14 protein-coding genes are annotated in these 23151 nt (G+C 37.5%); 13 read left to right on the top strand and 1 reads right to left on the bottom strand.

Annotation, left to right across the window (positions count from 1 at the left end; genetic code table 11):
* Nucleotides 1-108: 108 nt before the first annotated feature.
* The 4 genes from D8S85_RS12075 to D8S85_RS12060 are packed head-to-tail and all read left to right on the top strand — an operon-like array spanning nt 109 to nt 8672.
* Nucleotides 109-3633, top strand: coding sequence for a SusC/RagA family TonB-linked outer membrane protein (locus D8S85_RS12075; RefSeq protein ID WP_240648629.1), 3525 nt, complete (start codon nt 109-111; stop codon nt 3631-3633).
* A 33-nt stretch (nt 3634-3666) separates the two neighbouring features.
* On the top strand, nt 3667-5100 hold the full coding sequence (locus D8S85_RS12070) for a RagB/SusD family nutrient uptake outer membrane protein (RefSeq protein ID WP_106480864.1): 1434 nt from the start codon (nt 3667-3669) through the stop codon (nt 5098-5100).
* A 24-nt stretch (nt 5101-5124) separates the two neighbouring features.
* Complete coding sequence (locus D8S85_RS12065; RefSeq protein WP_106480863.1) at nt 5125-6012, top strand: zinc-binding metallopeptidase; 888 nt, start codon at nt 5125-5127, stop codon at nt 6010-6012.
* A 26-nt stretch (nt 6013-6038) separates the two neighbouring features.
* The gene (locus D8S85_RS12060; RefSeq protein WP_127075119.1) at nt 6039-8672 is read left to right on the top strand and encodes a zinc-dependent metalloprotease; all 2634 of its coding nucleotides are present in this window, start codon (nt 6039-6041) and stop codon (nt 8670-8672) included.
* Between the two features lie 416 nt (nt 8673-9088).
* On the opposite strand, the gene D8S85_RS12055 is transcribed toward D8S85_RS12060, so the two are convergent.
* Nucleotides 9089-9517 (bottom strand): Hsp20/alpha crystallin family protein, encoded by a 429-nt coding sequence (locus tag D8S85_RS12055; RefSeq protein WP_106480859.1) that lies wholly within the window; start codon nt 9515-9517, stop codon nt 9089-9091.
* A gap of 269 nt (nt 9518-9786) precedes the next feature.
* On the opposite strand from D8S85_RS12055, the gene D8S85_RS12050 reads away from it, so the two are divergent.
* The 9 genes from D8S85_RS12050 to D8S85_RS12010 all read left to right on the top strand — a co-directional run bounded on the left by D8S85_RS12050 (nt 9787) and on the right by D8S85_RS12010 (nt 22945).
* Nucleotides 9787-10662 carry an energy transducer TonB gene (locus D8S85_RS12050; protein ID WP_106480858.1) on the top strand — a complete coding sequence of 292 codons (876 nt, stop codon included), beginning with the start codon at nt 9787-9789 and terminating at the stop codon, nt 10660-10662.
* A 161-nt stretch (nt 10663-10823) separates the two neighbouring features.
* A complete protein-coding gene (locus tag D8S85_RS12045) occupies nt 10824-11399 on the top strand; it encodes a sigma-70 family RNA polymerase sigma factor (protein WP_106480857.1) in 576 nt (191 codons plus the stop codon).
* A 78-nt stretch (nt 11400-11477) separates the two neighbouring features.
* Nucleotides 11478-12656, top strand: coding sequence for a FecR family protein (locus D8S85_RS12040; RefSeq protein ID WP_106480856.1), 1179 nt, complete (start codon nt 11478-11480; stop codon nt 12654-12656).
* A 55-nt stretch (nt 12657-12711) separates the two neighbouring features.
* Nucleotides 12712-16338 (top strand): SusC/RagA family TonB-linked outer membrane protein, encoded by a 3627-nt coding sequence (locus tag D8S85_RS12035; protein ID WP_127075117.1) that lies wholly within the window; start codon nt 12712-12714, stop codon nt 16336-16338.
* A gap of 11 nt (nt 16339-16349) precedes the next feature.
* Entirely contained in the window at nt 16350-17840 is a 1491-nt protein-coding gene (locus tag D8S85_RS12030) for a RagB/SusD family nutrient uptake outer membrane protein (RefSeq protein ID WP_106480854.1), read from the top strand.
* 7 nt (nt 17841-17847) lie between these two features.
* On the top strand, nt 17848-18777 hold the full coding sequence (locus D8S85_RS12025; protein ID WP_106480853.1) for a hypothetical protein: 930 nt from the start codon (nt 17848-17850) through the stop codon (nt 18775-18777).
* A gap of 26 nt (nt 18778-18803) precedes the next feature.
* Entirely contained in the window at nt 18804-20519 is a 1716-nt protein-coding gene (locus D8S85_RS12020; RefSeq protein ID WP_127075757.1) for a S8 family serine peptidase, read from the top strand.
* A gap of 4 nt (nt 20520-20523) precedes the next feature.
* On the top strand, nt 20524-21663 hold the full coding sequence (locus D8S85_RS12015; RefSeq protein WP_106480852.1) for a pepsin/retropepsin-like aspartic protease family protein: 1140 nt from the start codon (nt 20524-20526) through the stop codon (nt 21661-21663).
* Between the two features lie 4 nt (nt 21664-21667).
* Nucleotides 21668-22945: a thioredoxin family protein gene (locus tag D8S85_RS12010; protein WP_106480851.1), complete on the top strand. Its 1278-nt coding sequence runs from the start codon at nt 21668-21670 to the stop codon at nt 22943-22945.
* Nucleotides 22946-23151 lie beyond the last annotated feature (206 nt).

Genomic DNA, 23151 nt, shown 5'->3' with positions numbered 1-23151 from the left:
GAAGTTTAATTAACTTTTATAATTAACTAACAATGCAAATGTATGAAGAAAAAGGGTACAAAGTGGCTTTTCGAGAGAAATAATCAGCTGCGAAAACTTTTTAAAATTATGAGGTTAAGTGTAATTTTATTGTTTATCGGAATGCACCTGACTTTTGCAAACGTAGGTGCTCAATCGAAAGTGACAATTGAACATCAGTTTGTTACTTATCAAGAATTATTTACTCAGATTCAAAAACAAACGGGCTTGACGGTTGTGTATAGTAACAATGAATTGAATAAAGACAAGAAAATACAAGCCGGATTTGTACAGATGGAGCTGAAGGATGTGCTGGACAAGGTTTTAGCTGGAACTAACTTGAGTTATGAGTTTATGGATGAATTCGTGATACTGAAAGTTATCATGAAAGATGAAAAGAAGAAAACCGTATCGGTTACCGGGAAAGTCGTTGATGAAAAAAACATGGCTTTACCTGGAGTGACAGTAATGGTAAAAGATTTGAAGTTGGGAACAACAACTGGTCCTGATGGACGTTATGTATTGACAATTCCAAAGGTTGATAATATACTCTTGGTATTTTCTTTTGTCGGGATGCATACGCAGGAAGTGAAATACACCGGGCAGGATTCTGTAAACGTGGTTATGAAGGATGATATAGAAGTTTTGGAAGATGTAGTGGTTACCGGTTATGGGAATATGTCAAAAGGTAATTACACGGGTGCTGCAACTACGATGAAAGCCGAAGATATTATGATGGCGGGAGTTTCTTCAATTGATCAGATGTTGCAAGGAGTGGTGCCGGGTATGCTTGTTCAACAGGGAACGGGAATGGTTGGTGCCTCCCCCAAAATTCGGGTTCGTGGGGTGTCTTCATTGTTGGGTAGTCAAGAACCGGTTTGGGTCGTTGATGGGGTAATACAAAGAGATCCACAACCATTCAATTCGGAAGATAACACAAAATTTTCAGTGGATGCAGATGATATCTCTCAGTTGGCTGGTAATGCTATTTCTTGGTTGAATCCCAATGATATAGAGTCGATCACCGTTTTAAAAGATGCATCTGCGACGGCAATTTATGGTTCAGAGGCCGCAAATGGTGTGATTGTTATTACGACTAAAAAAGCGAATGTTGGTAAAGTTTCTGTCGCATATAGCGGGGATTTCTCCATTGGCCAAAGGCCTCGTTATGGTTTGTATAACCAGATGAATTCTCAGGAAATGATGGAATTTTCTCAGGAAATGTATGAAGATAGGGTAAGTTATCCTTCAAAAGTGTTATCTATCGGGTTTGCTGGTTTGCTGCAATCTTATTTGAACAAAGAGATTAGTAAAAAGGAGTTTGACCAACAGTATGAAAAGATGGCTACTACGAACACGGATTGGTTTGACTTGCTTTTCCAAAATTCATTTAGTCATAAACATAGTTTGAGTCTTGCTGGGGGATCTGAAAAGATTCAAAACAGAACTTCTCTTGGGTATACAGATGAAACGGGAGAGGCGACTGGGAATAAGGTTACGTTATTGACGGCAACTTCCAACACGACCGTTAATTTGATGAATAATAAGCTTATTGTAAATTTATTATTGAAAGGGACGTGGCGTAAAGTGAAAGGCTTTGCTTATGATGTGGATCCCTTTAGCTATGCTTATAATACGAGTCGGGTAATTCCAATGTATAGTGAGGATGGTTCTTTGTATTATCATGAGAAATGGGCCAATGAGTCAAGCACGGTCATCAATAATAAAACGAGTTATTTATACAATATCCAAAATGAGTTGGATAATACAGGAAGTGAAAATAACACGAAAACTTGGGGCACCACGTTAGATGTCAAATGGAATATCTTGCCGGGATTGGATTATCAAGGGTTAGTTTCTTACTCGTCTTCATCTGCAGACGTGAAAAAGTATGCAACAGAACGTTCTTTTTATGTTGCCTCTTTGCGTGGGTATGATTATGGGGTTTATGAAAGCTCGGCTCCGGAGTTTGCTTATACTCGTTTGCCTTTTGGTGGTTTATTGGAAACGGGATTGACAGATGTTTCTACGGTTACTGTTCGAAATGCTTTGGTGTATGACCATATGTTTGAGGATATTCATCGATTAACTTTACAACTAGGTGTTGAGACCAATTCCTCGAAGACAAGAGGAACAACAAGTAAGCGTTACGGGTATTTGAAAGATCGAGGTGAAACCTTTATTAAATTGCCTCTGACCTATTCTGATTTAGCCTGGGAAGGTGATCTTTTAGATAATGATCTAGCCCAAGGAGAAGCGATGGTGCTGAATAAGATTGATAATAAGCTTAGTGAGTATATTTCTGCCGTGTATACTTATGACGGTCGTTACGTGTTGAACGCGAGTGCTCGCCTGGATGCTTCCAATCGTTTTGGACAGGATAAGAATAAACGCTTTGCTCCAACGTGGTCTGTGGGGGTTAAGTGGCGAGTTGCTGCCGAACGTTTTGCGAAAAACTTGTGGTGGTTGAACAATTTGGATTTAATTGCATCTTATGGATTTCAGGGAAATGCCGTCGAAAGTGTTTCTCCCTACTTGATTGCAAAAGATGGAGGTGTTAATGAATATTATAACGCTTATTTGTTAAATATTAGTTCATTACCTTATCCTGATCTCGGGTGGGAAAAAACAAAAACTTATAATTTTGGTGTTGATGCTGCCTTGTTGGATGGACGTTTGAATTTTACGGTAAATTATTTTAAGAAGATTAGTGATGTGCTTTCTTCTCGTAACATTCCACGGGAAAATGGCATGAAGAATGCAGTGGTGGATGGTGGAGAAATGACTAACACCGGTTATGACTTCGTGATTAATGTGATCCCTGTGCGCACCAAAGATTTCACTTGGCAGTTATCCTTGAATACCAGCGAGACCAAGAATAAGGTTAATAAAAATCAACGTATCAATACATTGAATGATTATTTGGAAGGGAGTGCCGTGGTGGATGGAGAGGCGTTTTCAACCTTTTATTCTTTTAAATATAATGGACTGAACGATGAAAATGGGACACCGGAATTTGCCTATATGGATGTTTTAAATGGAGCAAGTCCGTTAAATTATTTGGTGAAATCCGGGAAATTCACACCTGATTTTTCTGGAGGTTTAAACATGATGTTTAAATATAGAAACTGGTCATTATTCGCGTTGTTTAACGTACAATGGGGTGGCCATGCCCGTTTACCGAAGTTGTATGACACGGACAATAATTATGGGATCCCAACTCCGGAACAAAATGTATCTCGGGATTTAGCTCTCCGTTGGAGGAAAGTTGGGGATAAAACGAATATACCTTCTATTCCGACATCTGAGGCTTATATCGATCTTCCGGCAACAGCTTCGGTTGCTAGTACAGAAAGGAAACTTTATGATATGTATAATAATTCAGATTTGCGTGTTGCAAACACGGATTTTATTCGCTGTCGTTCATTATCACTTTCTTATGAATTTAATCAAAAATGGTTATCTCGTATTGCCGCTCAACGTTTTGTCATTAAAGCAAGTATGACAAATCCATTCATGTGGGTTTCCGATAGTAAATGGGATGGTTTGGATCCGGAAACAGGCAATTGGCCTGCAAGACGAGTTACATCCTTGTCATTGCAAGTAATGTTTTAAGATATAAATTGAACATCAAATGTAAAAGATAGTATGATGAAGAAATTACAATTCATGATATGTATATTAGGATTACTTGGTTTAAATGCCTGTTCCGACTATCTGAACAAAGAATCGTCGGATGAAGTAATCGTGAAAACGGTTTCGGATTATAGTGAATTGCTTTTAGGGGCTGGTTATCCGGAACCAACGGGTTCTCTCTATAATACATTGTATCTGTTGGATGATGATTATATGCTTAATGAAAATTCTTTGGATGATGAAGAAGATTACAGTGGAGCCGTGAGTGCATTCCCTTTCTATACTTGGCAAGCAAATATGTGGGAACGACAGGAAGTTAATGCATCTACGTATGGCGAATCTTATTCCCCGACTTATACCCGGCTGATGGGCGTGAACGCCGTTTTGGACGGAATTGATGAGGCAATCGGTGAAATTGAAGATCGAGATCAAGTAAAGGCAGAGGCCTTGGCATTAAGAGGATATTACTATTTTATGTTGGTGAACCTCTACGGAGAGCCTTATAATTACAACAAACAAGCTTTGGGTGTTCCTTTAAAATTGACGGCCAATATGGAAACAAACGGGACGGCTCGTAGTACGGTGGAAGACGTGTACAAGCAAATCGTGTCAGATTTGAAGGCTGCATCGGATTTGTTTGAGAAATACCCGAAACGTCGGGGAAGCTATCGTATCAACCTACCTGCTACAAATATTCTTTTGTCTCGGGTTTATTTGCACATGGAGTTATGGGATGAGGCGATTGCGGCAGCCACGAAGGCAATTGAAAATGGTGGAGTTTTAACCAATTACGTCAATCTGAAGAGTTCTTCGACTTGTATTTCCAATTACAACTATTCGGAAGTGGAATGGGTGTATGGGAATGGCAATACCCCTACCCGCTCTTTGCCTGGAATGGTTGTGTCGACAGAGTTGCGTAATAAATTTTTAGAAAACCCCAATGATACCCGTATTAACTTGTGGTTCTTGATTAATCGTACAAACTGGAATATTACCAAAAAACGTATTAGTTATCCTTCCGGAACACCTCGGACTCCGACAAACTCCATTCGTATGTCAGAGGCTTATTTGAATAGGTCAGAAGCTTATGCTCAAAAGGGAGAGTGTGTGGCAGCTTGGAATGATTTAAGCCATTTACGAGAGAATCGTTATAAAGAATATAGTGAAACTGCAATAACCGATGCAACTGTGTTGTTGAAGGAGATTCGTGAGGAACGGCGCTTAGAATTATGTTTTGATGAAGTACGTTGGTTTGATTTACGTCGTTATGGTATGCCTTCTATCTCTCATCTTTACAAAGTGAGAAAATCGGCATCTTGGCAAACATACACGTTAAATGAAAAGGATCCGTTGTATACTTTGCCGCTACCTAGCGATGTGATGAATGAAAACTCGGCTCTCCAGCAAAATGAATCAGCCAAAGAGCCGCTGAGACAAGGAAGATGATGTGAAATCTAAAATGTAATAGAAATGAAAATGAGAATATATATAAGTTTGTTGGCAATCTTATTCTTAAGTGGCTGCGCGAAAGATACCCAAATTGGAAATATTCAGGTGCCTGGAGCTGATTATGTACTTCCTCAAGGAGGTGACGCTATGGCAGATCAACGAATCTTGAAATTATACGAGACTTATGGTAGTTATTTCTTGTATGAATTTTCGGAAAAAGATTTCAATTGGACGCAAATTTCGAATTCTTTAGGTGATGATGTATTTCGGTTTGATCCTATAGAACCGGGTAAAGTGAAAAACTTGCTTGATTTACTTCAACTTACTTGGTTTGATTTCTATGATCAAGAATTTCTAGCCCATGCAATGCCTATACGAATATTTTTGACTGAAACCGTGCAATTACAAGTTCGTAAATTTGATTGGGGCATATGGGATTATATTTTAAGTTGGAAAGATGTATATGCTCGTTACCTGGATAATCAAATAGCTATTAGCAACGTGAATAAAAGTGTAGCCGATATGTCTGCAGAAGAAAAGAGAGTGTATAAATCTAATTTGCAGAGTGTATTCTTAGAATCACTTGTGGCTTCAGCAACCATTGTTGCTCCAGATGAATTTATTGCAATTAGTGACTATTCAAATAATGTAGATGATACTGAGGAGGCTCGGAATGCAGGATTTGTTTTAAATCCAACGATGGATTATGAGTGGAGTATTGATGGTAATATGACAGAATCGAATGATTTGAATGCTTATCTTGCTTCTCTTGTTTTCCGGACGGCTAAAGAGTGGGAAGATGATTTGCAATATCCTTTGGTCAAGCAAAAATATGATATATTGGTTAGCTGGTTAAAAACGGAATATGGTATAGATATCGTTAAAATCGGAAATACTATTTATGAATAATTGTTGTATGTAAAAAAATTGCGTGTATGAAAAAATGGATTGTATTATTTGCAGCAGTTATGTTCGTAACTTCTTTTACGAACATAATTTCTGCGGCTGATAAACAAAAAGACAAGAAAAAAGAGGTCCAAAGATCTTCAATCGCTAAAGAAACGGATTATGACAAGTTAATGAAAAAATCCGGTCGGGAAACAGCGAGAGGAGGCTTTATGACTTTACACAAAATAGGGGGTAAACTTTATGTTGAAATTCCCTTGAAGTATTGTGGAAGAGATTTGTTAATCGCCTCTACCACGGCTGAATCTAGCAATTCCAGATTAGCTACTGTGGGACATAAGATTAATGATCCGATGCATGTCAGATTTGTCAAGATGGACAGTTCTATGATATTGGAGTCTGTGAATTCTAGAGTTGAATGTGATGTTGAATTGAAATTGGCATTACAACGTAACTACATGAATCCATTTAATAAAAAGTATGTTATTGAGGCTTATAGTAATGATTCTACGTCTGTTGTTATTGATATGACGGAAATGTTTATTGGTGATGAGCCCGCTTTGAAACCTGTAGAAGAAAGATATAGTATATTGACGGTGAGTTCAAGATTGAGACCCAATTTTGCATCGCTAGGGAAGATTAAAGCTTTTGAGGATAATATTACAATAGAATCCTATATGACTTACGATTATACCTTGTCCTTTTTTGGAAGCGAGGTACAGAAAAATGAATTAACAACAAAAGTGAATCGTACCATTCTTTTATTACCTGAAGAACAAATGAAACCGCGTATCGCGGATACCCGGGTGGGGATCTTCCTTACCGCCAAACAGAACATTACAATGGAAAAAGATGGCATCTATAATTACACGTTGGCTAATCGTTGGCGTCTTGAGCCAAAAGATATGCATGCTTGGGAACGTGGTGAACTCGTGGAGCCGGTGAAGCCTATTGTGTGGTATATTGATGATGCCTTCCCCGAATCTTGGAAAGCTCCTTTGAAACAATCTGTGTTGATTTGGAACAAGGCTTTTGAAAAAATTGGATTCAAAAACGTGATGAAAGCTTTGGATTTTCCCAAAGATGATCCGAATTTTGATCCGGATAACTTGAAATATTCCTGTATTCGCTATGTGCCTATTGCCGTGGAGAATGCCATGGGTCCTTCTTGGGTTGATCCTCGTACGGGGGAAATTATCAATGCAACGGTGCTTGTTTATAATGACGTGATTAAATTGATTAATAGCTGGCGCTTCATCCAAACCTCGCAGCTTGATCCAAGAGTACGTGCTAAAAAAATGCCGCAGGAGGTTATAGATGAATCTTTGACCTATGTTTTTGCTCACGAGATAGGTCATACTTTGGGGTTAATGCATAATATGGCAGCATCCAGTGCCATCCCTGTAGACTCTTTGCGTTCTGCAACATTTACTCAAAAATATGGTACCACTCCTTCTATCATGGACTATGCCCGTTTTAATTATGTTGCTCAACCCGAGGATAAAGGAGTTCGTCTGTCTCCTCCTGATATGGGAGTGTATGATGATTATGCCATAAAATGGTTATATTCTCCGATTCCGGGAAATAAATCCGTGAAGGAAGAAGCCAAAATATTAGAAAGTTGGGTAGATGAGAAAGTTGGAGATCCCATGTATCGTTACGGGAAACAACAAGTTTTTTCTCGTTATGATCCGAGTGCTCTTGAAGAAGATCTTGGAGACGATGCATGTAAGGCTGGAGATTATGGAATTAAAAATTTGCAATATATATTAGCACATTTCGACGAATGGATAAAAGACGATGAAGCAATGACTCGCCGTGAAGAACTCTATGTTGAACTTTGCACTCAATATACTCGTTATTTATTAAATGCTTTGGTAAACGTGGGTGGTATTTATTTAACAGAAGTGAAAGATGGAACTTCGGGTGAACGTTGGCAATCTGTGCCCCGGGAGATTCAACAGAAATCTTTATTATGGGTGATCGAACAACTTCGTAATAGTGATTGGTTGGATCAACATGAATTGACTCGTCGACTTCCTTTGGCATTAAGTAAATCTATTGTTTTAAAAGGTATTATTGGGAAAAAACTTTTGGAATTGAATAATGGAGTACTCCTGTCTTCACATGTTAGTATGCGACCTTATACACTAAAAGATTATTATAATGATTTATATACCGGAATTTGGGGGCCTACAATTCAAGGTCGTCATTTGACGGATGGTGATAAATTATTACAGAGAATGTTGGTGCAAAATGCGGTAAATTCTGTAGGTAAGATTGTAGGTAAGAAAAGTGGCAAGTCTCTTCAGGATCAAATCTTAGCTTATGCACCCTCCGTGGATGAATTAGCTCTTTACGGTTTAGATCCCATGGGGTATGTTGAAGAATTTTTACCTGCACTGCGTGCTTTGGAAGAAGAACGAGGACAAGGGTATGTCGCTTCGTGGTTATCAAGATATAAACAGTTTGGAGATAAGGGAGATTATGGTTGGCAGTCAGAAATCAAAACTAGCCAGATCGATGAATCCGGTGCTTATTATGCAGATATGTTGGAAAAAATCGAACGTTTGATAAAAGCTAAAATTCTTTCGGCAAATGCTGCAGATAAGATACATTACCGCTCGATTTTATTGATAATTGATTCCTTGAAAAAAGGATAAATTAGATAAAACATCATGGAAAGGGGATGTGTCAAAACTAAGGCACATCTCTCCTACATCTCTCCTACATATCTGGCTTTCATCTATTGATCATGTATTGATCATGTGTTGATCATCTATTACTCTACACAATACATGATGGATAGATGATGGATAATCGATCGACTTGTGACAGCCAGAAGTGTAAGAAATATGTAGGAGAAGATTCCTATACATACTAGTATGGGGTGATTGTTTATTTCAGCAAAACTTTATGCTGAAAAGTTTGAATAAGCTTTAGACGAAAATATTGATTAAAACAACGATAAAAGAATTGAAGGAGGGTTAAAAGAAAAGAGTCCGGTACACTACCGAACTCTTTTCTTTTTTTGGGGCGGTTCACAATAGCGGCGACCCACCCTTTGGTTACCTTAATCTTATTTTATTTCAATGTTTCTTTCTGCTTTCTTGACTTCTTCTTGGGATAATTTCGGCAGATCGATGGTCAGAACACCGTGTTCAACTCCCGCAGCGATCTTTTCTTTATCCACGTCATCCGGTAGAATCATGGTTTGTTGGAATTTAGAGTATGAAAACTCCCGACGTAAGTAGCGATGTTCTTTTTGCTCTTCTTTACTTTCGCTCTTTTTCTCCATGGAGATCACTAAATTGTTGTCTTCGTCTATGCGAACGTTGAAATCTTCTTTCGTCATACCCGGCGCAGCAACTTCTACTTTATATTCCTTTTCGGATTCGATCACGTTAATCGCAGGTGCGGTTGCATTTGCTTTTGTCATCCACTCGTTATCAAAGAAATCATTAAAGATACTTGGTAACCAATTTTGAGTTCTTCTTACAGGCATCATAATTTTAGTCTCCTATCTTTAAGTTCAACATTATCATTTTATTGGATCCAGGCTCTTTGTGAACCTGCATTCACCTATGCTTATTGCAAACCATGTGCCAATGGGTTTTGAGGACTTTTTGACACCAATTTTATGTCAAATCTTCAGTATTCCTGTCAATCAATGACAAGAAAAAGCAGGATTAAATATTCGAAATTCTAATATTAATTGTAGCTTTATGCTCTGTTTTTGTAAGAGGATACGATAACTATTTGATAAATATACATGATATGAAAAAGAATTACAATTGGGCTAAAGCGACACTTGTTATGGGGTGTATGCTTGGATTGGGGTGGTTGGTGACCCCGGTGATGGCGCGGGATATGGGCGTGCGGCTGATGGATGAAGACACGACAATTATGGTTGTTGCCGAGGTACAACCGGAATTTAACGGGAATTTGAATCAATGGATCGGGGAAAATGTGCAGTATCCGGAAGAGGCGTATGCTAACCAGATTGATGGGCGGGTATTTGTTACTTTCGTCATTGAGAAAGATGGAAGTGTGACCCATGCCCGTGTGGTTCGATCTGCTCATCCTCTTTTGGACGCGGAGGCTCTTCGGGTGATTGCCGGTATGCCAAAATGGAAACCGGCTATGTCAGAGGGAAAAGCTGTGCGTTTTGAAAAGACGTTACCCATCACGTTTAAGTATACTCCGCAAGAAGCAGAATTGACGTATGAGCAATATTTGAAAAACTTGGAAGAGGAGCAGGAAATGCTGAAGAAAGGGGAGAAAATGAGTTTGGAGGATATGGCTCGTCGGGTGAATGCTTTCAAGAAACAATTAGGAGATGATGCCACGGTACGTAAACTGTTGCTGGAGAAAAGCCTGTCGATTAAAAGTGAAATAGATAGTACCGTGAAGGCTCAAGCAAAGGTCTTGAAGTTGAAAAAGAATGATGTGAAAGAGTTGACGAAAATCTATGAGAATGAGATCGATACGAAGATCAAATTGATCGAAAGTTTGGGAGAGGATCAATTTATTAGTTATTTCGTGGAATCTGAACTTGAGATGAGAAAGATAGAGATGGATAAGATGCTAAAGATTAAAGATCTTTTGAAAGATCGGTTTAAATTGTATTTTGAGAATTATATTTTGCAGTAATAACATATTGTTGTAATGCTTGATAAAGGATGCCGAGACAAACAAGTCCGGCATTTTTTTAATTAGAGGTGTTTCTGTCCTCGTTGATTATAAAGTGAATTTCAGTTGAAATTGTATTATAATGAGAGAGAGAATTAATATTTTTGTACAAAAGTGTTAGTATGTATTCTTCAGATCAGGATATTTTAGCTTTCATGCGAAAGGATAAGACTATCGGTATTCAACATTTGTTTGATCGTTACTATCGTCCTTTAGTGCTATTTGCTGATGAATTTTTGAAGGATAGCTCTGCAGCAGAGGATCTGGTGCAGGATTTTTTTGTAAAATTGTGGGAGGATGATTATTTGTTAAAGGTGGCTGAAGGAGCTCTTGGTTCTTATCTTTATTCTGCGGTAAGGAATCGGGCAATTTCTTTTCTTCAGAAAAAAGATGTATTACGCGATTCTCAAGAATTGGGAGTGATAGATATCTTTGTAGACGTGGTAGAGGATATTGACGAGGAACGAATGGATATTGTAATGAAAGAGGTAGAATTACTACCAGAAAGAACCCGGCAAGTAGTGGAACGTGTGATGTTACGGGGTTTGAAATATAAAGAAGCTGCAGAGGAATTGAAAATTTCTATAAACACTGTGAAGTTTGCTTTAAAAGAGGGGACAAAACGTTTACGGGAACGTTTGGCTTCAATGGGACCAGAAGTCTTATTTTATTTTCTTCGAAAGTTTTCTAATTATTAGAATTATTTTTTCAAAAAAATCGATTTTACCCTACCCGTTTTTTGTTTTTTTAGGTCTTACTGGTAAAAATAAGTAATTATGAAGTTACCGGAAGATATACATGAATTAATTTTGGAAGACTTAGCGTCTAAATTAGACGTCTTAGGTCAGGAAAAACTTGAAGCATGGTTAGAGGAGAATGGGGAGAATAGGGAAACATACCGGAAATTTTGCTCTTTGTGGTATAGCGGAAAATGGGCTAATTCCCGAGTAGTGATAAAGAAACAGGTCGCTTGGGAACAAATTCAAGGGCGGCGGAGAAATAGACGAAGGATACGTTGGATTGTTAGAAGTGCTTCTGTTGCAGCTTCTTTAATATGTGTGATTGGATTGATATGGCTCTTTACTTCGAAAGATGAAATTGTTCCTGTTGCTTCCCTGCCGAAGTGGCAACCCCGGCAGGCGACGCTTGTGCTTTCGACGGGAGAGACGAAGGAATTGAGTGTAGCGAAAATGAGCATGATAGAGGAAAAAGGTGCGATTATTTGTTCTGATTCTGCTTATTTGGAGTACCGGAATGAAGGTTTGGAAAAATCTCAGGAAGAACAAGTATATAATGAATTGATCGTACCTAAAGGCGGGGAGTATCGTTTGCGATTGGTAGATGGAAGTCTGGTGGTTATAAATTCTGGATCAAGATTACGCTTCCCAGTTAGTTTTAATGGAAAAAGTCGGGAAGTTTTCTTATCTGGAGGTGCTTGTTTTGAGGTTGCAAAAGATTCATTGAAACCGTTTATTGTACATGCAAATGAAGCGGATGTTCGGGTGTTGGGGACATTGTTTGACGTGTCTGCTTATGAGGATGAAGAACGGGTAGAAGTAACTTTAGTAAATGGAGCTGTAAAGATTGCTGTTGATGGTTCTAATGCTCGGTTGGTACCTAACGAACAGTTTGTATTTAACCGGCGAACAGGGGAAACTTTGGTACGAGAGGTTGATGCTGAAAGTTATATTGCTTGGACGAATGGTATATTCCGATTTGATGCTTTACCTTTGGACTTGTTGATGAAAAAGTTAAGTCGTTGGTTCGATATCCAGTACGAATTTGAGGATGATGTATTAAAAGAGGTGCTTTATTCCGGTGGATTTCGAAAATACGATAATATACAAGATATCTTGAATATGATTGGGGAGGTCACGAATATTTCTTTTATAGTAACAAATGATGTAATTAAAATAAATAAAAAATCGGATAATGCGACCAACATTACCCGATGATATTCATCTCCTTTTGGAAAGAGGTGAATAAAGTAAAACTTAATAACACAAATGTATGAAAAAAAGTCAAGAGCACAAACCTGTGTCTGGGAAAGACAGGTGGTGGAAAATTTGTATGATTATGAAATTGACATTGTTTATGTGTGTATTTCTCGTGATTACGACATTGGGAAATGGTTTTTCTCAACAAAGAATTACAATGAAGTTGGGAAACACGACAATTAAAAAGGCGTTAACAGAATTTCAACGCCAAACAAATAAAATCGTGATTTATAGTGATAATAACTTTAGTACCTCTCAAGAAATCATTGCTAATTTTAAAGATGTTGAGATGGAATTGTTTCTGGCAAAAATCTTAGAGGGAAGTGGAATGACCTATAAGTTGATGAAAGATTATATCTTAATTCTTCCCTTAAAAGAGAGTGTGACCGATTCTTTAAATCAGCTGAAAAAGTACACGATAAAAGGAATTGTGAAGGATGAGGGAGGTGGTCTTATGCCAGGGGTAACTGTTTTGATAAAAGGTACGCAGGTTGGAGTTGCTACTGATATTGAAGGAAAATTTGAGATTGCAACGACAAACTCAGATAAGTTGGTACTTGTATTCTCTTTTGTAGGAATGCAGACAGTTGAAGTAAAATATAGCGGTCAGGCTATGATTAACGTGGTGATGAAAGAGGCGGTTAATGAGATGGAAGAGGTGACGGTCGTGAGTACAGGTTATCAAACGGTGAATCGAAAAGATATGGTCGGTTCTTATACTGTGATAAAAGCTGATGATGTGATGATTCCTAGTTATTCAACAATAGACCAGATGTTACAAGGTCAAGTTGCAGGAATGATGATTATGAATACGAGTTCTCGAGTTGGGGCAAGCCCTAAAATTAAAATTCGGGGAACTGCAACATTATTGGGTAATCAGGATCCTCTTTGGGTTGTGGATGGTATTATTCAAGATGATCCGATTCCGATTGATTTGATGACGAATATGGCAGATGACTTAAAAAATATTTTAGGGAATCAAATCTCTTGGCTAAACCCAAATGATATCGAAACAATTACAGTATTAAAAGATGCTTCTGCAACTGCTGTTTATGGGTCCAGAGCCTCAAACGGGGTTATTGTGGTAACAACGAAAAAAGGCAAAACAGGAAGAATGTCTATTAATTATTCTGGAAGTTTCTCGTATGCACCAGCACCCACGTACGATCGGTTCAACTATATGAATTCACAGGAAAGGATTCGATTTGCGGAAGAAGCATATAATTATGGAGCTCGATATGGTGAAGAACCTTTGAAACAACCTTATACTTACGAAGGTTTGATGAAAATGTATATTGATGGAGATATTAATCAAGATGAATATTTGGGCCGTAAGAGTGCATTAGAAATGGTGAATACAGATTGGTTGGATTTATTAACCCGGGTGACATTGAGTCAAACTCATAGTCTTAGTATATCTGGAGGAACAGATAAAGTGAGTTATCGGGTGTCTTTGGGTTATAATAACAATCATGGTCAAGAAGTGAAGAATGATGGGGAACGTTTAACATCTAGTATTTCTGTCGGAATGCAACTTCCGCATCGAATTAAAATTAATGTTGGGATGAATGGGACAATCTCAAAAAATGCGGGATATGCTTCTGGTGTTAATCCGTTAAGTTACGCATTGTCAACAAGTCGTGCATTACCTGCTTTTGATGAGAAGGGTGAACGTTTGTTTTATAAAAGACGAAGTACGTATGGTTTTAATAACGAATCGGAAACATTGAGTTATAATATTTTAAATGAATTGGATCATAGTGGTTCGGATGTAAAGAATCATCGTTTGTCTTTAAATCTGATTTTGTCATGGCAACTTTTGGATTGGCTGAAGTATCAGTTTACAGGAGGATACACTTATTCTAACTCAAATCGACAATCATTCCGAGAGGAGGAAACTTATGCGGTAGCAAATGAATATCGAGGATATGATTTTGATAGCGTTGAACCAGATGATCCTTGGTTTAAAGCAGCACTTTTGCCTTTCGGTGGAGATGTATTTACATCCGATGCGATACAGCAAACTTATAATATTCAAAATCAATTGCTTATTTCAAGAACATTTGCAGAGAGGCATCGTTTGAATATGATGCTTGCCACAGAAGTTCGTTCAACGATTAGTGAGGAGCATTCCAATACATTATGGGGATATGTGAAGAGTCGTGGAAATAAATTGATTGCACCTACGGCTTGGAGTGATTTTAAGCCTATCGGGAGAAAAACGCAAGGTGGCGTGGGAGAATTGTTTAACCGTTTATATAGTAATAGTGCCAAGATTTATGGAAAAACAGATAATTTCTTTTCATTATTTGCAACGGTAGCTTATTCATTTTCGGATCGCTACGTGTTGAATGCTAATTTTCGACATGAAGCATCCAATCGTTTCGGTCAAGATGTGAATCATCGGTTTGACCCTGAATATTCTTTTGGTGTTTCTTGGCGCGTGAGTGAGGAACCGTTTATGCAGAGTCAGATCGGGTGGTTGTCTCAATTGAATTTGAAAGCTACTTATGGCATTCAAGGAAATGTTTTGCAAAAGATTGGTCCGGATTTGGTTTTGTATCAAGGAGGAGTAGCTGGAGTATTTAATGAATATTCTTCTTCTATTGCCCGAATTCCTAATCCAAACTTGTCATGGGAACGGACACGGACATGGAATTTCGGGGTAGATTTGGAATTATTTCAAAAGGTTTCTGTCGTATTTGAATATTATACCCGGCGTTCCAATGCAATTATCGGCCAAGAGATACCTTACGAGAACGGATTGAGTTCAATGGAAATAAATGGAGGGATTATTTATAATAAAGGAGCTGAAGTCACAGTGAATTTTGTGCCGGTAAAAACAAAAGATTTTGCACTAAATGTAAGTGTAAATTCATCCAAAAACTGGAACACAACGGGAGTTGGTCCTTCTAGAGAACCCGGTTTGTATGAATACCTATCGGGTAATGCCGAAAAAGTGATGAAAAAAGGTTATCCTGTAGGGGCTTTTTGGTCTTATAGCTTTGCAGGATTGAACCATGAAAACGGAACTCCTCAATTCAATTTGTTAGAGGTGTCTGAAGATAAGCCTTATAATGGAGATCCGACGAGTTTTCTTGTATATTCCGGGACGATAGAGCCTTATTTCACTGGAGGAGTGAATTTGAATGCTAGGTATAAATCTTTTACGTTGTCGACAATGTTCTCGTTACTTTTGGGAGGACGTAAACGCCTTCCCTCTCCTTATGAAGATTTTAGAAATAAGATTTTTTTGCCTAATGAAACTAAGAATGTTTCCAAAGATTTAGTAAAACGTTGGATGAAGCCGGGAGATGAAAAATATACTAACATTCCAGCTTTAATTCGGAAAGATTATATGATGGAGGTTCCAACTGGTCAGGAAAATATGATAGAGATGTGGGAAAATTCGAATGTAATGGTCGTGAAGTCTTCTTTCTTGAGATGTTGTAATTTGAGCTTAGGATGGAGAATGAATCCTGAAATATCAAAGAAATTCGGGGTGTCAAATCTATCTTTAAATGCATCGGTTAGTAACCTTTTCGTCATTGCTTCCAAGCGTTTTAATGGTTTTGATCCTGAATTGGGGAATAGCATTATGCCCCGGAATTATTCTTTTAGTATTAATATTGGATTTTAAATTTAGAAGATATGAAAATAAAGATATTCATATTTGCAATTGTTCTTCTGTTCGTCTCCTGTTCGGAGTTCTTGGAGCCTAAATCTCCGAATGAATATATACCAGAACAAGCGTCTGCATTAGACGAGATGTTGTTAGGATCAGCTTATCCTTCTTCTACGAGCGACCCATTGTTCGTTTTTCACAACATTTTAGATGATGATGTGAAAATAACTGATGAGAATGTTACTTGGAGTGAGGTAAATGTTAATCAGAGAGAGGCTTTTATGCAACTTTTTTCATGGCATCCGGATTTACAGATGACGATGAAAGATGCTGGTAATTATCAAAAGGTTTGGGAAACTTATTATAATTTGATCTTAGGTGCGAATGCTGCATTGGATTATATTAAAAAAGTTTCTGGAACAGAAGAGGATAAAGCTCACGTGCAGGCTCAGGCGTTGGCATTAAGAGCTTTTTACTATTTGCAATTGGTGAACCTGTTTGGAGAGCCTTATACTTATAATAAAGAAGCTTTAGGGGTTCCTCTAAAATTAACCAGTGCTTTGAGTATCAGTTATGATAAGCGGAAAACTGTCGGAGAGGTATATGACCAGATTGTAAGGGATTTGGATGAAGCGGAAAAATATTTTTTGATGCTTCCAAAAGAAAAACAATTTTTGCCTAATTACCGAATCACATTACCTGCAGTTCAACTTTTGAAAGCTAGGGTGAATCTTTATATGAACAATCTTGAAGAGGCAGCAAAATATGCTAAGAACGTGATTAAGGATTGGGATTTTGCATTATATGATTTGCGTTCACTTTCTTATGATGGGGTTACATTTCCTAATTATGTAACTTATGATAATCCGGAGACAATTTGGGCGTTTGGAAAGAGAAATGATCTTCTCAAGTTTACTTATGATTTGACGGGTGATTATGGTGTGAAGGATCATCGGGTACTTATAAATGCTTCAGATGAGTTAGTTGATAATTATGAAGATGAAGGTGATTTGCGTAAACAATTTTATCTCGTACCGGAATATGGTTATACTCCCGTGTGTTATTTGGCTGTAAATAAATGCATGTTCTTGGGAGAGAGTATTCCTTCTGATGATAAATTTATGTTGGCTCTGAGATTATCCGAAGCTTACTTGATTTTGGCAGAGGCAACTGCTAAAACAGATCCGATGATTGCATTGAATGCGGTAAATGAATTGCGAAAAAAAAGAATATCAGAAGAGAAATATAAAGATAAATCAGGATTATCCGGGGATGAATTACTTGAGTTTGTAAGGAATGAACGTCGTCGGGAACTTTGTTTCGAAGGGCATCGTTGGTTTGATTTGAGGCGTTATGGAATGCCTAGCTTCACTCGTGTGTGGAAAGAAGGAGGAGTGCCAGCAAAATGGTTTACAATGGAGAAAGAAGATGCTGCTTATACATTGCCCATTTCTAAAGAAGTAATGGATCGTAATCCAGGATTAATTCAAAATCGATTAGGTAATCCTAAATATTAATAGTAAGATGAAAATTATAAGTACAATATTCGTGGGACTTGCGTTTTTTTTGTTAAGTTCTTGTCATGAGGATGAAATATTGACTCCTCGCCCTTTGGAAATGGAATTACGTTATGAATTTCCTGAAGGTAATAATGCATGGGATCAAGATTTAGTTGAAATAGCTGATAAGTTTAAAACTTATCTGATATATAAAAATTTGAAAGAAGAAGATTTTGATCGTTCTTGGGTTGGATCTAGTGGAGGAGCGGTCCATGGTTCTCCATTGAATGATGAACAAGCTGCTTTTTACGTGGATTTCATGAAGAATCATGTGTTTGCTTTTTTGACTCCGGAGTTGACAGATCGGGTATTACCAATATATATTTACTTGGCTTATCACATGTATCTTGATTCGCCTTTGGGAGCTAGCCCAAGTACGACGAAATATGATGGTATGGATTTTTGGGCATTCTGTCTGGAAGGAGATGTACCGGGATTACTTTATTCCCGCATTGTTCGTCCACAAACTCCGGAAGAATACATGGAAAGAAGAGGGATTATTTTAAAGGAGATTTTGTATAGGATTGTCACTAAGGGAAATATTGTTATTCCTTCAGAATTTGAGAATGATTTTGATTATGAGACTCAAATTGTTTACTTAACAGGGTCTGAAAATAATATAAATTATTATAAAACAAGGGGTTTCCCTGGACAAATGGGCCCAAAAAATTTCAGGATTGCTCCATTAAAAAGTATTAGTAATACGTCAATTCAAAGGAATTTTATAGATTACATGTATTTGGCCATCCGGTATGAACGAGATGTAGTTTTGAGTCTTTATCCGGAGGATAAATATCCGAAGATTATCAAGTATTATGATTTTGTAGTAAATTATTTGAAGAAAAATTATAAGTGGGACATAACAAGAATTGCTGTCCTACCTCTGCTAAATTAGTATTGTAAAATATCACAAGTATGAAAATGAAATGGTTATTTTTCGTTAGCTTATTGCTGACGATAAGGGTAGTTTATGCCCAGTTAGAAGAGAAAAGTGCTGTTAAGGCACAAAAGGATTTGGATTGGTACAATTGTTCATTTGAGGCAGATCATGTATATGGAGCAGCAATCAATAAAGCATATCAGTTTTTAAAAAATAAGAAAGGAAAATCTAAGCCGATTGTTGCTTTAATTGGTGGGGGAATTGATTGGGAACATGAAGCTTTGAAAAATAATATATGGACGAATCCCAAAGAAAAACCAGATGGAAAAGATAATGATAGAAATGGATATGTGGATGATTTACATGGTTGGAATTTTTTAGGTGCAGCAGATGGACAGGTGATGGAGAAATTAATGGTAGAGGGTGATAGGGAATTCCTACGTTTGAAAGATAAATATGGCTCCTATTTTTTTGATGGGAAAAATTATTTCAAATATGTTAATGGTAAAAGGGTGTCTCTAGATCCTCCGGCAGATATGGACGAGTACAAATATTATCAACATATCGTGATGCCGTCATCTCGCTTGTGTTCTGAGTATGGGAGTTTATTATTTGCTAATGTACTTCGAGAATACGTTCAGATATTTGACAAACAAATGAGAGATAGGAATCCCGGAAAGAAGTCATTTACTGTAGAAGATATTGTAGCTTGTATTGATAAAAATAGTCCGAGAGATAGCCTAAGAGATATTGCGTTATACCTGATGGCATGGAGTATGAATGAGAAGAGAGGAGATGATAAAGCTTGGGAGGGAACATATAATTATTACTTTGGCGACAAGGCAGAGAAAAGGATGAAAGAAAGCTATGAACGAGTTTTGAAAGAGAATGGAACTGATTTGCGTAAGGAGATTGTCGGGGATAATTATATGGATATTAATGACAGAATATATGGTAATAATATTTTATTAACGTTGAATTCGGAAGTTAATACCATGGTAGCCGGAATTATAGCTGGAAGACGTGGAATAGAAGGACGTAATAGTCCGATAGCAGAGAATGCTCAAATTATGAATCTGGTGGTTTCTGCGGAGAGTGGAGAACCTTATTTGAAAGATATGGCATTGGCAATACGTTACGCTGTCGATCATCAAGTGGATATCATATTGTTGGGCGAACAAAATACAGTTTATCCCAGGGAGCAGAAACAATGGATGATTGAGGCGATACGTTATGCTGAAAGTAAAGGAGTGTTAGTTGTTGTTCCTACGTGGGATCTGTCCTTTGATGTGTCTCAACTTGTTTTTTATCCGAATCGCTGGATGGATGGAGGAAAGGATTTAACTAATTTGCTGGTTGTTGCCTCTTCGGATAAGGCTGGTAATCCGTCTATAGCATCAAATTATGGGATTCAAGGTATTGATCTTTTTGCTCCAGGAGTGGAAATTTTTGCACCCAATGTGGGTGATACTTATAAGTCTGCATCTGGGCCTTGTTTGGCGGCGGCTACGGTTGCAGGTATTGCAGCCTTAATTAAAACATATTATCCGCAATTAACTGGCAATCAAATTCGAGATGTGCTGTTGAAAACAGTTTCTTCTCGCAAAGGAGTGGAAGTTCAAAAAAATTGCCGAATAAATGGTCGAATGTCAGAAGATCTTTTTTTGTTTGAGCAACTATGCCAGAGCGGAGGAATTGTGAATGCCTATCAAGCTCTTGTTGAGGCAGAAAAAATAGCCAAGAAGAATAAAAAATAAAGGGATGAAACGTAGATTGTTGATTATATTGTTTTTAATTTTAATTTGGGGACTTCACGCTTCTTGGGCCCAACAGGGTAAATCCGTTATCCCTTATCGAATTGTTGGAGGGAAAATGATTATTGAAATGTTCGTGAATGGGAAGTTACAAAATTTTATTTTTGACACGGGAGGACAAACTTCTCTGTCTCCTGATTTATGCCAAGAGTTAGGACTGAAAATTGTAACAAAGATTCAAGTAAAGGATGTCAATAATCAGTCAATATCTTATCCTGTTGTAGAATTAGAGTGTTTAGAAACTTCTGATAAAGGTATAAATTTTAAGAACATTCCTGTTTTACAAATGGGCCATTTTTCTTTTGATTGCTTTGGGGTGGTTGGATTGATTGGGAGTGATCTGTTGGCAAATATGATTTTGGAGATAGATTCTAAGCAACAGATAATTACTATCACGACGGCAGAAAAGCAGACAAATGTTTCTTTACGTAAATCAGTTCCTTTTGTTGAGGAGGGAGTGATGCCGATAATTGAATTGCAAGCAGGATTGGGAAATGGGATAAAAGTATTGTTTGATACCGGAAGTTCTGGATTCGTCAGTTTGAAAACAAGTGATTATGAGCGCTTATCTACTTCTCGTGCATTTGAGAATGTTATAGAAGGTTATGGAGAGGGAGGGCTGGGAGTTGCAGGTGTCGCAAAAGCTAGGGTGATTCATCGGGTTCATTTCCCTCTAGTCTCATTTGCGGGAACTCGTTTCTGTCATGTGTTTGCTGAAACCTCAGATACCCCTTATACATTATTGGGGATGAAATTGTTGGATTATGGGAAGCTTACTATTGATTATTCTCGTCATCGTTTTTATTTTGAAGCGTATACACAGGAGAATGACTTGGGGCAGAGGTTTCCAGATTTTAGAGTACGTGTAAAAGATGGAAATCTTATCGTGTCTACCGTGTGGGGAAAGATGAGGGATATTCTTTCAGTTGGAGATAAGGTGTTGAAAATTAACGGGAGACAGACAAAAAAATATGATTTCTGTGAAAGTATAACACAAGGGATTCCAGAATTAAAAGGGAAAAGATCTGTAAATATGACCATACAGACTGAACAAGGTGAAAAAATAGTTCGTTATAAAAAGAAGTAATGATATGAAGAGGATATTTGTATTAATATGTTGTGTTTTTGTGTTCTTTAGTGTGTTTTCACAGTCTAAGAATACATCGGTAGAGGTTCTTGATTATCGTACCGTTGATGGTAAAATTATATTGGAATTATTAGTTAATGACATAAAGGCAGATTTCGTTTTAGATATTAATGGAGCCAATGCCGTTTTACCTGAATACGTGGAAAAATTAGAAATTGATCAAGAAGTACAAAAATCATTATCTAACGTGGCAAAAACTAGAGGAATAGAAACTATTAAAACGATGAAAATAAATAAAATTTCTTTTGGAAATAATATTTTCAGTAATAACTTTTCTATACTTGTACTGAAAGATGCTCCTTATCTTAGAAAATTAGGAGTGGCAGGTACAATCAACACCCGCTTGTTTCGCGGAGCAACGATAACGCTAGATGGTAAACGACAGAAAATTACAACTTCAATCCCCTATCGTCCTCCCTACATGAGATTGGATTATCGTGTTGATTGTGTGCTAGAAACAGATGGAACATTACTTTGTCCGGTTGTGATTAATGGGAAAAATTATTCTCTTGCATTTGATTCATGGTGTGAAGATATAATTGCGATGTCTCCGGAAGATTTTGCTTTATTTACAGGGAAAAAGGCAGGTCAGGAGTTAAATATTAATTTGGGGTATGAAGCCCCGATAAAGACTGGGCAAGTAAAAGTTGCAGATGAATGTTTATTTGTTAAGAATATGATGAAAAATGTTCTTATTCCAGAAAATAAGAGTTTGCAACGTTCCGTTTTGGGGGTAGGATTATTAAAGGAAGGAATATTGTCAATAGATGTGCGTCGCTCGAAAATGTATTTCCAACCTTATGATCTGGTGAAAATTGAAGATGAGTTGATTCCTAAAGATTTGAATGTGAAAATTGAATCTGGAAAATTGAATCCGATTACAGGAGAATATTTTTTAGAACATATTTTTGATTATAAAAAAGGGGGTGATTTTGTTTTAAAAGGAGATAAACCTGTTGTTATTGATTTCTGGGCATCTTGGTGTGGACCTTGTATGAAGATGCTTCCTATCATGGAAAAGTTAGCGGCAAAATATAAGGATCAGGTGATTTTTTATAAAGTAAATGCAGATGTGGAAAGAGAATTATGCCGGGTCTATGATATTGAGGCTTTACCGACATTCTTTTTTATACCGGTTGGGGGAAAACCAATAGTTGAAGTTGGTGCTAGACCTGAGAATTTTGAAAGTATAATTCAAGAGCAGTTATTAAAGAAAAAATGATATTGGGAATTATACAAAGAGGACGGAATATCCTAAAGTCCTCTTTGTATGTGTAGACAGCTCTATTGTGTAGAGAGGGATGATTACTAGATGTTTGTAAGGAATGTTTGGGTGGGGCGCCGTCTTAAATAGGACTTAGGGAGAGTTCTCTTTTTTTGTTTGTCACTTTGTCAGTCAGCTCGTAACAAGGCGTCAGTTTAGAACGT

Source organism: Butyricimonas faecalis, assembly GCF_003991565.1.
In the GTDB taxonomy this organism is placed as follows: domain Bacteria; phylum Bacteroidota; class Bacteroidia; order Bacteroidales; family Marinifilaceae; genus Butyricimonas; species Butyricimonas faecalis.
This window is presented reverse-complemented; position numbering and strand designations above follow the sequence as displayed.

Bases quoted from the DNA above. Each gene is read 5' to 3' on its own strand.
- D8S85_RS12030 (WP_106480854.1), top strand. From the start codon at position 16,350: ATGAAAATAAAGATATTCATATTTGCAATTGTTCTTCTGTTCGTCTCC.
- D8S85_RS12025 (WP_106480853.1), top strand. From the start codon at position 17,848: ATGAAAATTATAAGTACAATATTCGTGGGACTTGCGTTTTTTTTGTTA.
- D8S85_RS12055 (WP_106480859.1), bottom strand. From the start codon at position 9,517: ATGATGCCTGTAAGAAGAACTCAAAATTGGTTACCAAGTATCTTTAAT.
- D8S85_RS12010 (WP_106480851.1), top strand. From the start codon at position 21,668: ATGAAGAGGATATTTGTATTAATATGTTGTGTTTTTGTGTTCTTTAGT.
- D8S85_RS12050 (WP_106480858.1), top strand. From the start codon at position 9,787: ATGAAAAAGAATTACAATTGGGCTAAAGCGACACTTGTTATGGGGTGT.
- D8S85_RS12045 (WP_106480857.1), top strand. From the start codon at position 10,824: ATGTATTCTTCAGATCAGGATATTTTAGCTTTCATGCGAAAGGATAAG.
- D8S85_RS12070 (WP_106480864.1), top strand. From the start codon at position 3,667: ATGATGAAGAAATTACAATTCATGATATGTATATTAGGATTACTTGGT.
- D8S85_RS12060 (WP_127075119.1), top strand. From the start codon at position 6,039: ATGAAAAAATGGATTGTATTATTTGCAGCAGTTATGTTCGTAACTTCT.
- D8S85_RS12065 (WP_106480863.1), top strand. From the start codon at position 5,125: ATGAAAATGAGAATATATATAAGTTTGTTGGCAATCTTATTCTTAAGT.
- D8S85_RS12015 (WP_106480852.1), top strand. From the start codon at position 20,524: ATGAAACGTAGATTGTTGATTATATTGTTTTTAATTTTAATTTGGGGA.
- D8S85_RS12040 (WP_106480856.1), top strand. From the start codon at position 11,478: ATGAAGTTACCGGAAGATATACATGAATTAATTTTGGAAGACTTAGCG.
- D8S85_RS12035 (WP_127075117.1), top strand. From the start codon at position 12,712: ATGAAAAAAAGTCAAGAGCACAAACCTGTGTCTGGGAAAGACAGGTGG.
- D8S85_RS12075 (WP_240648629.1), top strand. From the start codon at position 109: ATGAGGTTAAGTGTAATTTTATTGTTTATCGGAATGCACCTGACTTTT.
- D8S85_RS12020 (WP_127075757.1), top strand. From the start codon at position 18,804: ATGAAATGGTTATTTTTCGTTAGCTTATTGCTGACGATAAGGGTAGTT.